This window comes from Streptomyces sp. LaBMicrA B280 (assembly GCF_049222185.1).
Classification (GTDB): domain Bacteria; phylum Actinomycetota; class Actinomycetes; order Streptomycetales; family Streptomycetaceae; genus Streptomyces; species Streptomyces murinus.
The window spans coordinates 141,118-155,873 of record NZ_JBMJCT010000004.1; the positions used below are offsets into that span (position 1 = coordinate 141,118).

Below are 14,756 nucleotides of genomic sequence, written 5' to 3' on the forward strand. Positions count from 1 at the left end.
CAGGGAGGCATGTGATGCCGTCGAGCGTGCCCGGCTTCGCTGAGCTGCTTGGCCAGTGCGAGCGGTCCGCCATCCACTTGGAGCTGCGTGACTCCTACGCGTCGACGGACCGCTTCGAGGCGTGGAAGCGGGGCGAGCGGATCGACTGGGAGGACCGTGAGTCCTGGTGGCACCCCTACGATCAGTTGACCACTGACGCCGTGGCCCGGGGCGTGACGATCCGCCGGGCCCGGGTGATCTCCGAGCCGGTATCGGACTCTACATCCGGTGGGAGCACTATGTCACCCGTGCCAACGTCACGGCCGGTGAGGAAGTGCGCAGGCTGCCGCGGAGACAGGCCACGAGTATCCCCTTGCCGGGAAATGACTTCTGGCTGTTCGATGGCGCACTGCTTCGGGTGCACCACTTCTCGGGTGACGGCGTGGTGGTGGAGGACGAGATCACGACGGACCCGGAAGCCGTGAAGCTGTGCTCCGCAGGCTTCGAAGCGGTCTGGGAGCGAGCGATCCCGCACCACCTGTACAAGATCTGACGAGAGCCGCTCCGTGCCCACAGCCGGCCGGTCGTCATGTGCGGTTGGTCAGATGCTGATACGCAGTGGCTACTGCCACCCGTGCAGCGTCAGGGTGCCGGACTGGTCGAGACAGCCGTGCAAGCCCGCGTAGGGGTACTCGATGATGTCCTCGGGGAGGTCATGGGGGGCGAACCACTGGAGGGCGAGACACTTATCGGGCTCCTTGTCGACAGGTGTTCCCGCCCACTCGGTGGCCACGAAGAAGAATCCGATTCGCTCGGAACCGTCCTCCTGGCGGTGGTGCACGACGTGCCGGAGTTCCAGGTGGCCGGGGTCGGTCGTGACACCGGTCTCCTCGAAGAGTTCGCGGGCCGCCCCGACGGTGAGGGTTTCGCCCTGGTCGAGCTTGCCGGAGGGCAGGTGCCACCGGCGGTAGCCGTAGGGGCCGCCTCTCTGCGAGAGCAGGATCTTCTCGCCGTCGAGGAGAAGAACGTGAGTGTCGATGATGGGCTGTGCCGGCTGTCCGCTCATGTTTCCTGGGGGGTTGGGGTGGTGACTGGGGCCCTGACGGTAGGGGGAGGGCGGGGATCGCGTCGGCGATTCGGCGCGCGAGCCGTAGACGAGCAGGCCATCTGGTACCTGGCCTCTTCGGTGGGAATTGACAAACGCCTCCTGTGTGGCCACAGGAGGCGCGTTGCCCTTCGGATCGCTCCGGGCAATCCCTATAGCTCGCCCTTGACCACGCTTCCGATGAATGCCCGCCACCCTTCGAAGGCGCTGGTCAAGATCGGTCCCGCCTGCTCTTTGCTGTCTCGCGTGACGACCACGTCGTCAAGGTAGGCCACCTCGACGCAGTTGACGTTTCCGTTGCTGTGGCTCGATTTGAACCACTGAGCGTTCTCAGCCTTGTTCATAGTTCCTTGCTACCTCCTGTCCCTTGTCCAGGTATGGCCCAGCGGAGAGCATGAGAAACGCCTCCCGAACGGTCTGTGCGGGAGGCGTTCTGTCGTTGTGTGGCGCCTTACGCTTCGAAACCGCCCATCCGGATACCGCTCACCAGCCTGGCAACGCTCGCCCGCGACAGAAGCAACGCGGGGCCGGTCGGCCTCTTGCTGTCCCGTACCGCGATCGTCTGCGTATCGACGATGCCGCGCTCGACGCAGTCGAACTGCGTACCACTCGCCGACGACTTCCACCACGTCACGGGCAGGAGCGACGAGTCTTCAACGTGAGCCATCAGTGATCTTCCCTTCCGGAACAGAGGGGAGACGTGCCCGGATCAGCGCCTGGCAGCACCTAAAGCTCGCCCTTGACCAGGCTTCCGATGAATGCCTGCCACCCTTCGAAGGCGCTGGTCAGGACCGGGCCTGCCTGCTCTTTGCTGTCTCGCGTGGCGACTACGTCGTCAAGGTAGGCCACCTCGACGCAGTTGCCGTTTCCGTTGCTGTGGCTCGACTTGAACCACTCGGCGTTCTCAACTCTCTTCATAGCTCCCTGCAACTTCAGCAATCAGACGCCTCGACGCCTGCTCGTTCAGTGATGCTTCCCAGACGTTGTTGAAGGCCGCGTCGTACTGCTGCACCTCCCGTTCCTTGTCCAGGTACAGGCCCCCGGTGTACCCGTCCGCGTAGACCGTCGGCGGTTCCGTGTCCACCCCGTCACCGGTCAACGGGAACCGGAGGATCATGAACGGGCCGGCAACCACTCCTGAGTGCATACCAGCAGCGAAGGGCGCCACGCGAATCGAGACGTTGGGCAGCTCTGAGACATAGACAAGGTGCGCGAGTTGCTGCATCATCACCTCCCGCCCGCCGACGGGACGACGTAGCACGGCCTCGCCCAGAACCGCCCGAAACACCGGCGGGTCGGTGGCTCGGGTCAGGAGTGCCTGCCGTGCGAGGCGGAAGCGCACGCGGCCATCAAGGTCTGCGTCGTCAATTCCCCGGATATGTGTGCGGATGATCTCGCGCGCATACCCGTCGGTTTGAAGCAGACCATGTACGAGATCGCTCTCGTACGACGACAGGGACTGCGCAGCCTCTTCGAGGCCCACATAGATGTCGAAGCCCTCCGGGATCACGTCGCCGTACGCGTGCCACCAGCCGCGCGCCTTGGTCTCCTTCGCGAGTCCCATCAGGGCCTCGGTGATGTCCGGTGGAGCGCCATACACCGAGCACATCGCCTGAACATCGAGGCTCCGCAGCGGAGTCTGGCCGGTCTCGATGCGCCACATCTTCGCCTCGGACCATTCCAGCTTCGTCGCCGCCGCACGCACTGTCAGGCGTGCTCGGTTACGCAAATCTCGTAAGTTCCGTCCCAGTTGGCGGCGAGGAACGGTTGATCCGGTCGGGCCCTCAGTCATCTACAGCCCCTCCGAGAACTCGGTATGAGCGACTTTCGCCCCTCACGATGAAAGCCCTCGGACACCCGCTCCGCAATGCAGGACGTTCGTTCGACACCTTCTCGGTGGTGTTACGCCGTGAAGTCTTGCACGCAGTCGAGCCAGCCGTGCAGCCTGAAAATCCGCTTCCCGTAAGCCAACTTTTCGCTACGTAGCCGTACCAGCCCATACAAGTCGGCTACCACGCACGGAACTTGCCCATGAGGGGTGATCGTGATCAATCTGCCGCAAGCGCCTCCGCCCGCATGTTGCCCGCCTCCCGACGGCCCACCGCCCACGCTGTTGTTGGCGAGCGATCCCGAATCAGTCGGTCGGGCCCGCACCTACGTGCGCGAGGTACTGGCACATGGTGAACCCCCGGTTGCCGCCGACTGTGTCGACACCGTCGTGCTCATCGTCTCCGAGCTGGTGACGAACGCCTACCGCTATGGCACCGAGCCGGGCGACTCGGTCCTCGTCGTGGTCAGTACGACGCCCGACTGCGTGCGCGTCGAGGTGCACGACCCCAGACGACGCCGCCCTCGGCCTCGTGAGGCAACGGGCGAAAGCATCCGAGGGCGCGGTCTGCACATCGTCGGTGCCCTCGCGGATCGGTGGGGTGTGGACGACAGGCCGTTCGGCAAGAAGGTATGGGTCGAGGTGACCAGGTGACCGGCCCCGGCCTCACCATCCGGGCCGTACCCGGCGCCGACTTCGTCGCGGGGTGCACCGTGTCGACATGGCTCGACATGGTTGCCTTCCTGCTGATCGGACACCCTCCTCCGCAACGCCCCGGTGAGACGGCCGAATCGATCGAGGTCGGCCTGATGGGCATGGTCGACGCCATGGGGCTGCGTCCCGCAGCTGAGACCGTGCCGGCTGTGGGGCTCCGCATTGTGATGCGAGGCCCTTACGTCGCCCTCGACTACGGGCATCCCACAGTCTTCATGCAGGTACCCACCGTCGGTGTCGCATGGCGGTCTCATCTCAACCGTGGCGGCCCCGCCCTGCTCGTCGTCGCCCTCGACCCGATCCCCCCGGGCGCCGGCCCCGACGCCCTCGCGAACTACCTGGACCGCGTCGCCTCCACTCGACGGGCCTATGCGGGCACGACGGCCCTTCGGAACCAGTGACAGCTCCTGGTCGAGGACCGGCGCCGCCAGTTCGCGGGACCGGCGACCACACCTGGCGCACCCGACGCCCGCTGACCCCGTGAGCTGAACCACCGAGACTTCCCGCCGCAGGTACCCCGGGCGGGAGATGGCGCCCCCTTCTGGGCGTCGGACCCGGCCTGTTGAGGCAAGCCGGGCGGACACAACTCCGTTCACACAGAGAGGAATCACACGATGATCGAGCAGCAGATTCGCGCCACCGAGGCCGACGAGGACGAGCTGACGCTGGTCGAGCTCGGCGACGCTGCCGCCCTCACCGAGGGCCAGGGCGGCGGCCACAGCGAGGACAAGCGACGGGCCTACAACAGCTGATCCTCCACCCGGTGGTGCGGTCCGGCCGGGCCGCACCACCGGTCCAACCGCAACCAGGGAGGAATTCGTGATCTTCGGCGGTTTCAATACCACTCCTGACGTCTGCCTGCCGCGTCCCATCGGCTCCACCCCGCTCGCGGCCGCATCGAGTTCCTGGCGACTCGGCGACGGCCCTGCCCACGTGCTCGCCGACATCGTCGGCCGACGCCGCGTCCTGCTCCTTGGCTGGTGCGGGGCGAGCGCTGTCGAGTTCTCTCATCTGGCCGACGGCGCCCTGCCCGCAGACGCGGCCTGGCGTTGGCCCGGCACCTACACGATCGTCGAGGAGGCCGACGACGGTGCGGTGGTCGTGTACACCGACCCTGCCGCTGCCTACCCCGTGTACGCCGCCCGGTGGGACGGCGGCTGGGCCTGGTCGACCTCCGCCCGACTGCTGGCAAGCCTGACCGGTGCGGCCATCGACACCGGGCGTTTGGCCTGCGCGGTTCTGCTGCCCTCGGTGCCCGCTCTCGCGGGAGACCGGACCTTCTTCAGCGGCGTGCGTCAGCTGCCCCCCGGCGCACGAGTCGAGTTGCCGGCGCATGCCACCGCCTGGCGGGCAACCACCGTCTGGCGCCCGGAGCCGGTGCTCGGCGGCCCGCCCCACGTCCGGCTGCGTACCGCGCTGGAGAGCGCGGTCGAGTTACGGGCAGACGCCCCTGATCTGTCCTCGGACCTGTCAGGCGGTTTGGACTCCACCAGTATCGCGGTGCTGGCCGCCACCACCCTGCCCGCCGGGCAGCGTCTGGACTGGACGCGGTCACCGTCCACCCGGACGGCAACCTCCGTGGGGCCGACCTGCACCACGCCCGCCTGGCCGCCGACCGATATCCGCGCCGCATCGCCCACCATCTGCTGCCGCTCACGGACCGGCACCTGCCCTACACGCGGATCACCGATGTCCCGGCGTCCGACGAACCAGCGCCCTCGACGCTGACCAACACCCGTCTGATCCACCAACTGAACTGGATGCGCGCTGAATTGGGCAGCTGTACTCACCTGACCGGCGACGGCGGCGACAGCATCCTGTTTCAGCCACCGGCCCACCTCGCCGACCTGATCCGCCACCGCAACCCGGGCCGCGCGGTGGCCGAGGCCCTCGGGTGGGCTCGCCTTCGACACGTTCCGGTCGGTCCGCTGTTACGAGACGCAGTCCGCCTCGTGCGCACCACCCGGCACCGGGCTCTGGACCTGCTTGCCGCACAGGCCGGAACGGCGGCCGGCCGCAACGACCACGGCCGCGTCACCTGGTTCCCGCTGCTGCCTCTCCCGTCCTGGGCCGAGCCGCAGGCCCGGCGTCTGCTGGCCGAGGCCGCCCAACGGGCCGCCGCCGAGCCCGACCCACTGCCGGCCCTTGACTTCGCGGTGCGGGTACTCGTGGACGAGATCCGCGAGGTCGCCCGCACCGCTGTCGCCGACGCCCGGCTCGCCGCTGCCTGCGGCATAGACCTGCACAACCCCTTCCTCGACCCGGTCGTGGTGGACGCCGTGCTGACCTGCCCGATCGGCAGCCGACCCGCGCTGTACGCCTACAAACCGCACCTGGCCCGCGCAATGGCTGACCTGCTGCCGCCGCAGACCACCGCCCGCACGACCAAGGGCAGCTTCGACGCCGACCACTACACCGGGATGCGGGCCAACCTGGGTGACCTGTCCGCCCTCGCGGACGGCTACCTAGCCGCGCTCGGCCTGCTCCATCCCGGAAACTTCCGTCGGCACCTGGCCCAGGCCGCGGCCGGGCTGCCGATGCCGCTTGCCACCCTCGAACAGGCACTCGCCGCCGAAGCATGGCTCACCGCCCATCACCGCGACCTCGCCCCCGGCTGGACCCGTACGCCGGTGAGGAGCAGACCTCGTGCCTGAGCCGACCAGCTTCGCCGTCCCACCCGCACACGTCCGCGCCGTCGACTTCGGGCACGTCCTGGTCCTCATCGACTACCGCACCGGCCAAGTCCGTGGACTGTTGCCCGCCGCCGCTGAACGCTTCCGCACCGCCGCCCGCACGGGCCACGTCGGCTCCTTACCGGGGCGGCTCGCCGACCAGCTGCTGACCGCAGGGCTCCTGGCCCCCACCCCGGCCGCTGGTCCGTGGCCGGTGACCCCGGCCGCCACCGTGGCCGCGAGCTGGGGCAGCACCGAGCACCCCGCCGGCACTGTCCGCCCCGGCCCCGTCCGGACATCTGCCCTGCTGGGTGGGTCCGGAGCGCTTGCCGTCGTCGCTGCCGTCAAGGCCGTCGGCGAGCGCGGCACCGCGATGAACCGCGTCGTCCGGGTCGTCGAGCGGGCCGCGTCAACCTGCCGCTGCCCGGCCACCCCTCGGCAGGCGGAAGCCGCCGTTCGAGCGGTCCGAGCCGCCGGGTGGTGCTCCCCGGCACGCACCGCCTGTCTGGAGGAGTCCGCCGCCGCCGTGCTGCTGCTGGCCGCTCGACGGCTCGCCGTCACCTGGTGCCACGGCATCGCCGCCGACCCCGTGCGACTGCACGCCTGGGTGCAGACTGAAGACGGCGCCCCGGTCGCCGAGCCCGAGTCCACCCTCGTCTACACGCCCGTCCTCACCATCGGAGGCCGCCATCACCGCCAGCCCTGAGCCGACCATCTGGGTCCGTGACAACGCCTGCGGACTCGGCCCGTACCGTGCCGATCTGGTGGAGACCTACTGGCGGTGGGAACAGGATCCCGTCGTCCTCGTCGGTTACGGCCGCCAGCAGCCCGAGTCGCTGGAGGCCCGCACCGAGGGCATGTCCCACCAGATCCGGGGCGACAACATCCGCTTCACCGTCTACGACCTCACCGGCGAGGTACCGGTTCCCGCCGGAATCGCCACCCTGCTGCCCGACTCCGCTGTCCGCACCGCCGAGTACGTCGTGATGCTCGCCCCCGAGGCACGCGGGAAGGGCTTGGGGGCGGCGACGACCCGGCTTGTCCTGGACTACGGGTTCCACATCACCAACCTGCGGATGATCTGGCTCAAGGTCCTCGCACCCAACACCGCCGCCGTTCACGCCTACGAGAAGGCCGGCTTCCGCACCGTCGGAAGGCTCCGCCAGGCGGGGTACTGGCTCGGTCAGGTCTGCGACGAGGTGATCATGGACGCGCTCGCCGTCGAGTTCACCGGCCCCTCCGTGATCGTCCCGCTGGAGTCGTAGACGGCCCCGGCCCCCGTGCACGGGGTACCAGGGCCGTCGGCCACGTCCGGCAGGGCCTACTTCACCGCCCCCGCCATCACCCCCGACACGAACTGCCGCTGGAACGCGAAGAACACGGCCAGCGGAATCACCATGGAGATGAACGCGCCGGGTGCCAGGACGTCGATGTTGTTGCCGAACTGGCGGACCTGGGTCTGGAGGGCGACCGTGATCGGCTGGGTGCCGGACTTGGTGAAGACCAGGGCGACCAGCATGTCGTTCCAGACCCACAGGAACTGGAAGATGCCGAGGCTCGCGATGGCCGGGCCGCCGAGCGGCATCACCACGCGGGTGAACAGGCGCAGTTCACCGGCGCCGTCCAGGCGGGCGGCCTCCAGCAGTTCGCGGGGGATCTCGGCGAAGAAGTTCCGCAGCAGGAACACCGCGAACGGCAGTCCGAAGCCGGTGTGGAACAGGACCACGCCGAGGATCGTCCCGAACAGGCCGATCTTGCCGAAGAGTTCGGCGATCGGGATCAGCGCCACCTGCACCGGCACCACCAGCAGGCTGACCACGCCGAGGAACCACCAGTCCCGGCCCGGGAACTCCATCCACGCGAATGCGTATCCGGCGAGCGAGCCGATGACCACGACCAGGACGGTCGCCGGGACCGTGATCAGGACCGTGTTCAGCAGGGAGTGGGTGATGTCGCTGTTCTCCAGCAGCTTCTGGTAGCTGCCGAAGGTCAGCTGGGAGGGCTTGGTGAAGACCGTCCACCAGCCGCTCGCGCTCATGTCGTCGGGGGAGCGGAGAGAGGAGATCAGCAGGCCGATGGTCGGCACCAGCCAGAACAGGCCGACCAGGATGAGGAGGACGCGGACCAGGGGGCCGCCCAGCGCGCGAGTGATCCGGGTGCCGAGCGAGGGCCGGGGCGCGGAGGCGGGTGGGGTCGTCCCGCGCGTATCGGTGGCGAGCGCCGTCATCGTCGTACCTCCCGCCGGAGCCGTCGGATGTTGAACAGCATCACCGGGATCACCAGCACCAGCAGGAACACCGCGATCGCGCTCGCCACGCCCGGCTGGCCCTCCGCGAAGCCCCTGCGGTACAGCTCCAGGGCCAGCACGTTGGCGTCGTCCTGGGAGGAGCCGGGGGCGATGATGTAGACGAGGTCGAACACCTTGAGCACATTGATCATCAGGGTGACGGCGACGACCGCGAGGACCGGTGCGAGCAGCGGCACGGTGATCTTGCGGAACACCTGCCACTCATTGGCGCCGTCCACCCGCGCGGCCTCCAGCAACTCCCGTGGCATGCCCGCGAGTCCGGCCGCGATCAGCACCATCGCGAAGCCCGCCCACATCCAGACGTACGCGCCGATGATCGCCGGGGTGACCAGCGAGGGGCCGAGCCATTCGACGCCGTTGTACGGCTCCCGGAAGTTGGCCGCGGGCAGCCGCAGCCGAGCCCCGTCGGCCGCCGCGGGCAGCGTGAAGGTGCCGTCCGCCGCCGCCTTCGTCGAGGCCACGACCTTGCCGTCCTTCACCGCCTCGATCCGCATCCCCGGATAGCCCAGCTCGCCCGGGTCGGGCGCGCCGAGCCGGCCGACGCCCTTACCGCGGGTGAAGTCCTGCCAGGTGGTGCCGGTGACCTTGCCCGGCTCGGCGTGCGCGGCCGCCGCCCGGTGCGCGTCGCCGGGCATCTTGTCCGGGGCGACCCCGACGAGCGGCAGAGTGACCGGCTGCCCGGCGTGCACCGCGGCCCTGGTGACGAAGCCGCCGCCCTGCGGGACGAGCGGCGACTCACGGCCCGGGTGCGCCATCGGGAACGCCGAGGACCGCGCGAAGGTGTCGTGCACCGACACCCACGCGGCGTTGGCGACGCCCTTGCCCGGGTCCTGGTCGTACACCAGCCGGAAGATGATCCCGGCCGCGAGCATCGAGATCGCCATCGGCATGAAGACGACCAGCTTGAACGCCGTACCCCAGCGCACCCGTTCGGTCAGCACCGCGAAGATCAGCCCGAGCGCGGTGGAGACGGCGGGCGCGAACACCACCCAGATGACGTTGTTCTTCAGGGCGGTGAGGATGCCGTCGTCCGTGAAGACCGTCTTGTAGTTGTCGAATCCGGCGAACCCGTGCCCGGAGTTCGTGCCGAAGCTGCGGACGACCGAGTACCCGATCGGGTAGACCACGAGCGCGCCCAGCAGCACCAGGGCGGGCAGCAGGAACAGCACTGCCACGGCCCTGCGGGTGCCGGTCACGCTCTTGCGCGCGCGGGGCGCGGCGGGACCCGGTGGGGCCCCGGCCGCCGCTGCCGACGCCATGGCCGGCTCAGCTCCCGCTTCCGTACGCGGCCGCCGCGTCCTTCTCCAGCGCCGCCTGGGCGTCCGCGACATCGCCCGGGTTCTTCAGGAAGTCCTGGAGATCCTTCCACTCGCCCTTGCCGGGGGTGCCGCCGAACGCCTGCGGGGCCTGGTCGGACATGTCGAAGCGGAAGTCGTCGCCGGACGCGATCAGCGACTTGGCGATCTTCTGCTGGACGCTGTTCGGGTACGCCGAGATCGCCACGTTCTTGTTCGGCGAGAGATAGCCGCCCAGCTTCGCCTGGATGGTGGCCGCGTCCGGGGAGGCCAGGAAGGTCATCAGGGCCTGCGCCGCCTTGGAGTCCTTCAGGACGACCGCCGCGTCACCGCCGGAGACCACGGGCGCGGTGGAGCCGACGGCCGGGAACGGGAACACCTTGGCGTCCGTGCCCACCTTCGCCTTGGTCTCACCGATGTTCACCTGCACGAAGTCGCCCTCGTAGATCATCGCGGCCTTCGGCTGGTCGCCGCCGGTGAAGGTCTGGGTGACCGAGTTCGGGAACTCGGTCTGGAGCGCGCCGTCCTGCCCGCCCGCCAGATAGTCCTTCTTGCCCCAGATCTGCGCCAGCGTCTGGAGCGCCTGTTTGACCGAGGGATCGGTCCACTTGATCTTGTGCTGGGCGAGCTGGTCGTACTTCTCCGGCCCCGCCTGCGAGAGGTAGACGTTCTCGAACCAGTCCGTGAGCGGCCAGCCGTCCGCGCCCGGCACCGAGAAGGGCGTGACCCCGGAGTCGTAGACGGCCTGCGCGGTCGTCAGCAGGTCCTTCCAGGTCGCGGGCTCCTTGGCGCCCGCGTTCTCGAAGACCTTGGCGTTGTACCAGATGAGCGACTTGTTGGCGGCCTTGTAATAGACGCCGTACTGCTTGCCGTTCACCTTGCCGATGTCCTGCCAGCCCTGCGAGTAGTTCTTCTGCACCTCCTTGAGCGCGTCCGGCCCGACCGGCTTGGCCCAGCCCTTGTCCACGGCCTGCCTGATGGCGCCCGGCTGCGGCAGCAGCGCGATGTCCGGCGGCTGCCCGCCCGCGATCTTCGAGCCGAGGAAGTTGATGATCGGGTCCTGCGCGGGCACGAAGGTGACCTGCGCCCCGGTCCGCTTCTCGAACTCCGCAAGCACCTTCTTGAAGTTCGTCTGCTCCTGCCCGGTCCACACGGCCGCGATCTCCAGACGCGCGCCGTCCAGCTTGGGCAGCGGCACGGAGCCGCCGGTGGACGGCGAACTCTCCTTGCCCGTCTTGCCGTCGCCGCCCCCGCCGGAGCACGCGCCGAGCACAAGGCCCCCCGCGAGCAACGCGGCGACCGCGCCGACGGTCCTGCCGGTCCGGATGGTGCTGCTCCTGCTGTGCATCACTTCCCCGTTCGTCGTTCTCCGCCGCCCACCGGGCACGTCCGCCCATCGGGCACGTCCGCCCATCGGGCACGTCCGCCCATCGGGCACGTCCGCCCATCGGGCACGTCCGCCCATCGGGCACGTCCGCGCACCGCGCACGTCCGTGCACCGTCAACGTCCGTGCATCGTGAACGCCGGAACACTGTCCGTGCGCTCCGGTGTACGCGGGCCGTGGAGGCGCGGCAAGAGCGCCTGCGGGCGCGAAGGGGTGATCGTGACCGGGTCGTGATCAGGGGCGTATGCGCCGTGATCCAGGGCGAGTTGGGGCCTGCGGGCGCCTACAGCAGCGACGGCACCTGAGCGGCCGCGACCTGGCGGGCGGCGCGTTCCACGGCACTGGCCAGCAGGGCCAGGTCGGTGGGGCCGTTGCCGAGTTCGCGGACCGGGCGGCGGGTCGGGGGATCGCCCACCCGGTGCCAGTCCAGCGGGACCACCGTGGGGCGCTGGGTCGCGGTGCGCGGGATACGGCCGGTGACCCGGCCCGCCTGGAACTCCACCGCGGGCGCGTCCGGATGGGCCAACTCACCGCGCCCCGGAGCCGGTTCGTCGGGACCCTGCTGGGGGGCCGCGAGCCGGACGCGGAGGGTCGCCCGGCGGGCCGGTTCGCTGTCCGCCGTACGGCCGTCCGTGCCGGTCGCCGCCACCAGGTGCACGCCGAGCCGCTCACCCTCCCGGGCCACCGCCTCCAGGGCCCGCGTCACCGAGCCCGCGGCGGGCCGCCCCGGGGCGCCGAGCGCGGGGGAGACCAGCGCGTCCAGATCGTCGACGACCACCACGAGCCGGGGCAACGGCGGTACCGCCTCGGCGCGTTGGCGTGCCGCCGCGCCCGGCCGCAGCCGCAGCGTGGAGCTGGGCGGCGCCTCGATGTCCCCCGCGCCGGGCGGGGTGCGCTGCGCGACCACCCGGCCGGGCGTCGCCCGCCCCGCGTGCCACTGCGCGAAGTCGGTCCGGCCCAGAAGCTCGGCGCGCCGCTTCAGCTCCGCGCTGAGCGACTGCGCGAACTCCCGCATGCGGACCGGGTCGTTGGCGATCAGATGGGTCGTCACATGGGGTATCTCCACGCAGACCCGCAGACCCTCGTTGCGCCCGTTGCCGGTGCCGACGCCGTCCCGGCCGTCGATGAGCACCATGCCGAGCCGGTCCGGCCGCTCGGCCGCGGCCAGCGAGGCCACCACGGCCCGCAGCAGCTCGGTACGGCCGCTGCCCGCCGGGCCCTCGATCAGCAGATGCGGTCCGTCGGCCACCAGGTCCGCGGTGACCGGGCCGTGCGGACCGGCGCCGAGCACGGCACGCGCCCGGCCGCCCAGCGCCTCCGGATCGTCGGCCGCGTCCGCCCAGCGGGCCATCAGGGAGGCGGGGGTGGCCCGGGCCAGGCCCAGCTCGTCCCGGCCGCAGCGGGGCCAGCGCCCGCGCGAACCGCTCCGCCCACGCCGGGGACACCGCGTCCACCGTGGCGAGCACCCCGGGCGCCACCGGCCCGCCGGGGGCGACCCGCATCAGCTGGAGGGTGCCGGCCACATCGCCGCTGAGCAGGGCCACGGCCCCGCAGTGCCGCAGCGTCGGGGTCACCGTGCACGCGGTGTCGTAGGTACGGGACACCGGGGAGGACGCCGAGGACGCGGAGACCTCCGCCAGACACAGCACATGCACCCCGGCCCGGGGGCCCACCGCGGCGAGCCGGGCCAGGGCCTCCTGGAGCCCGGTCCCGCCGGGGTCGCCGTCGACCACGACCACCGTGTAGGGGCCGGGGAAACCGGTGCCGCCGAGGTCGGCCTCCTCCTTGGCCCAGGACGGGCGGCGCGGGCTCCGCGGCGGCGTGCCGAAGGCGGGGGAGAGGGTGCCGGAGGCCGGGTCGCCGAGCGGCCCGGCGGGCGTGCCGGGCGTGCCGGGCGCCTGGCTCTGGTGGGGGATCAGCGGGGTGTCGTACGGCGCCGGGTGCGACCGCGGTCCGGAGCCCCCGGAGCCCCTCGTGCTCTGCGCCGGGATCGAGCGGGTGACGGCGGTCCCCGCGCCGCGCGCCGTGAGGTCGTCCACCCGGCGCAGCAGCTCCTCCGTGCGGGCGGCGGCCTGTTCGCGGTCGTAGGCCAGCAGGAGCCGGCAGTCCTGGCCGTGGTTCGGACGGACGTGCGGCAGCCAGCCCAGCCAGGACCACTCGGCCGCCCGCTCCTCCACCGGGCGGGAGCCGTCCGCGCTGATCAGCACGATCTCCAGCAGATCGGGGGAGTGCAGCGCGGCGAGCTGGGCCAGCACCGCGCGGGCCAGCCCGGACAGCCGGGGCCGGGGACCGGCGAGGCCCAGCGCGCCCGCCTCCCGCAGCGCGGCGGTCACCGGTACGGCGGGCAGCAGGCCCGAGCCGTCCGGCGCGCTCCGGTCGGCGGTACCGAGCCGCACGGTCAGCGCCTCCGGGTGGCCGGGGCCGCGCTCCCACAGCCGGGGCCCGGGGCCGAGCGCGGTGAGCAGCAGCGAGGCGGGGTCCGGCCAGGTGTCGGGCCGCTGCGGGACCCCGGTGTCAGATCGGAAGAGCACGGCCGCGCCGGGCCCGACGCGCAGACAGCCCTCGCCGTCCGCGACCACCGGCACCCGCACCCGCGGGCCCCCGGGCGCGACCCGCAGCGCCGACTCCCCGATCCGCAGCAGGCCCCCGGCGGGCACCCGCACCGCCCGCTCCCCGATCCGGGTGCCGTCCAGCGTCGTACCGTTCGTGGAGCCCAGGTCCACCACGGACACCCGGCCGTCCGCGCCCACCGTCACCGCGCAGTGCAGCCGGGAGACATCGGGATCGTCCAGCGGTACGTCCGCGTCCGCGGAGCGCCCGACCGTGATCCGGCCGCCGTGCAGCAGATGCACCCCGCCCGCGTCCGGGCCCGCCACCACATGCAGCTGGGTGGGCGCGTCGTCCAGCTCGGGATGCGGTTCGGCGGCCAGGGGCGCGCCCAGGGCCAGTACGGCGCCGTCGACCAGCGGCGGCTCCCCGAGCACGGCGCGGCGCGGATCCAGCCGCTCACCGCCGGAGTACAGCACGACCGCCGCGCCCCCGGTGTCGCGGCCCGCGCCCTCCCCGGTGACCGCCCCGGCCAGCGCGGACGCGACCGCGGCGAGGTCGGTGCCCACGGGCGCCGTGACCAGCACGTCGCGGCTCGCGCCTCGCTGTGGGGGCGGGCCCGGCGGGTCTACGACGGTCAGCCGGATCTGCATCGGCGTCAGCGGTCCCTTCTGCGCGGGTCTGCGCGGGCGCGGACTACCCCCCACCCCACACGAGCACGTCGGCCAGTACGGGGAGCATCCTCGCACCTGCCGCCGACACCGTGCCCGCCACCCGGTGCGAAGTGATCTTGATTGGTCGGCTCTGACCCCAAAAGTGCCTGACATGGACCACCACGGCGATCAGTTGAGATCGGTCACGTCCCCTCTTATGGCGGCTTCCGTCGGCCTTATGGCTGCTTCCTGCTGCTTCCGTCGGCTTCC

14 protein-coding genes and 3 pseudogenes are annotated in these 14,756 nt (G+C 71.0%); 8 read left to right on the plus strand and 9 right to left on the minus strand.

Features of this window, described 5'->3' with window-relative positions; genetic code table 11:
* Positions 1-14 precede the first annotated feature (14 nt).
* Positions 15-532: pseudogene (locus ACLF5H_RS04140) on the plus strand (DUF6879 family protein).
* Between the two features lie 69 nt (positions 533-601).
* On the opposite strand, the gene ACLF5H_RS04145 reads toward ACLF5H_RS04140, so the two are convergent.
* The 5 genes from ACLF5H_RS04145 to ACLF5H_RS04165 form a co-directional block, all read right to left on the minus strand.
* On the minus strand, positions 602-1,045 hold the full coding sequence (locus tag ACLF5H_RS04145; protein ID WP_421674703.1) for an NUDIX hydrolase: 444 nt from the start codon (positions 1,043-1,045) through the stop codon (positions 602-604).
* A 191-nt stretch (positions 1,046-1,236) separates the two neighbouring features.
* Complete coding sequence (locus ACLF5H_RS04150; RefSeq protein ID WP_402146244.1) at positions 1,237-1,428, minus strand: DUF397 domain-containing protein; 192 nt, start codon at positions 1,426-1,428, stop codon at positions 1,237-1,239.
* A 107-nt stretch (positions 1,429-1,535) separates the two neighbouring features.
* Positions 1,536-1,751 (minus strand): DUF397 domain-containing protein, encoded by a 216-nt coding sequence (locus ACLF5H_RS04155; RefSeq protein WP_421674704.1) that lies wholly within the window; start codon positions 1,749-1,751, stop codon positions 1,536-1,538.
* 59 nt (positions 1,752-1,810) lie between these two features.
* Positions 1,811-2,002: a DUF397 domain-containing protein gene (locus ACLF5H_RS04160; protein ID WP_153814167.1), complete on the minus strand. Its 192-nt coding sequence runs from the start codon at positions 2,000-2,002 to the stop codon at positions 1,811-1,813.
* On the minus strand, positions 1,989-2,876 hold the full coding sequence (locus tag ACLF5H_RS04165; protein WP_421674705.1) for a helix-turn-helix domain-containing protein: 888 nt from the start codon (positions 2,874-2,876) through the stop codon (positions 1,989-1,991). The genes ACLF5H_RS04160 and ACLF5H_RS04165 overlap by 14 nt, the downstream gene beginning before the upstream one ends.
* A gap of 252 nt (positions 2,877-3,128) precedes the next feature.
* Between ACLF5H_RS04165 and ACLF5H_RS04170 the strand changes: the two genes are divergently transcribed.
* The 7 genes and pseudogenes from ACLF5H_RS04170 to ACLF5H_RS04200 all read left to right on the plus strand — a co-directional run bounded on the left by ACLF5H_RS04170 (position 3,129) and on the right by ACLF5H_RS04200 (position 7,563).
* Positions 3,129-3,566 carry an ATP-binding protein gene (locus tag ACLF5H_RS04170; RefSeq protein WP_421674706.1) on the plus strand — a complete coding sequence of 146 codons (438 nt, stop codon included), beginning with the start codon at positions 3,129-3,131 and terminating at the stop codon, positions 3,564-3,566.
* Complete coding sequence (locus ACLF5H_RS04175; protein ID WP_421674707.1) at positions 3,563-4,027, plus strand: hypothetical protein; 465 nt, start codon at positions 3,563-3,565, stop codon at positions 4,025-4,027. The genes ACLF5H_RS04170 and ACLF5H_RS04175 overlap by 4 nt, the downstream gene beginning before the upstream one ends.
* 213 nt (positions 4,028-4,240) lie before the next feature.
* A complete protein-coding gene (locus ACLF5H_RS04180) occupies positions 4,241-4,378 on the plus strand; it encodes an albusnodin family lasso peptide (protein ID WP_148024611.1) in 138 nt (45 codons plus the stop codon).
* 625 nt (positions 4,379-5,003) lie between these two features.
* Positions 5,004-5,093 (plus strand): annotated as a pseudogene (locus ACLF5H_RS04185) (hypothetical protein); the annotation flags it as partial.
* 122 nt (positions 5,094-5,215) lie between these two features.
* Entirely contained in the window at positions 5,216-6,280 is a 1,065-nt protein-coding gene (locus ACLF5H_RS04190) for an albusnodin/ikarugamycin family macrolactam cyclase (protein ID WP_421674771.1), read from the plus strand.
* Positions 6,273-7,004: a lasso peptide biosynthesis B2 protein gene (locus ACLF5H_RS04195; protein ID WP_421674708.1), complete on the plus strand. Its 732-nt coding sequence runs from the start codon at positions 6,273-6,275 to the stop codon at positions 7,002-7,004. The genes ACLF5H_RS04190 and ACLF5H_RS04195 overlap by 8 nt, the downstream gene beginning before the upstream one ends.
* A 7-nt stretch (positions 7,005-7,011) precedes the next feature.
* Positions 7,012-7,563 (plus strand): GNAT family N-acetyltransferase, encoded by a 552-nt coding sequence (locus ACLF5H_RS04200; RefSeq protein ID WP_421674772.1) that lies wholly within the window; start codon positions 7,012-7,014, stop codon positions 7,561-7,563.
* Positions 7,564-7,619: 56 nt separating this feature from the next.
* Here ACLF5H_RS04200 and ACLF5H_RS04205 read toward each other — a convergent pair whose 3' ends face one another.
* The 4 genes and pseudogenes from ACLF5H_RS04205 to ACLF5H_RS04220 form a co-directional block, all read right to left on the minus strand.
* The gene (locus ACLF5H_RS04205) at positions 7,620-8,525 is read right to left on the minus strand and encodes a carbohydrate ABC transporter permease (RefSeq protein WP_421674709.1); all 906 of its coding nucleotides are present in this window, start codon (positions 8,523-8,525) and stop codon (positions 7,620-7,622) included.
* Complete coding sequence (locus ACLF5H_RS04210) at positions 8,522-9,865, minus strand: carbohydrate ABC transporter permease (protein ID WP_421674710.1); 1,344 nt, start codon at positions 9,863-9,865, stop codon at positions 8,522-8,524. The genes ACLF5H_RS04205 and ACLF5H_RS04210 overlap by 4 nt, the downstream gene beginning before the upstream one ends.
* A 7-nt stretch (positions 9,866-9,872) precedes the next feature.
* Complete coding sequence (locus ACLF5H_RS04215) at positions 9,873-11,249, minus strand: ABC transporter substrate-binding protein (RefSeq protein WP_421674711.1); 1,377 nt, start codon at positions 11,247-11,249, stop codon at positions 9,873-9,875.
* 320 nt (positions 11,250-11,569) lie between these two features.
* A pseudogene (locus tag ACLF5H_RS04220) lies at positions 11,570-14,486 on the minus strand (FHA domain-containing protein).
* Positions 14,487-14,756: the final 270 nt, after the last annotated feature.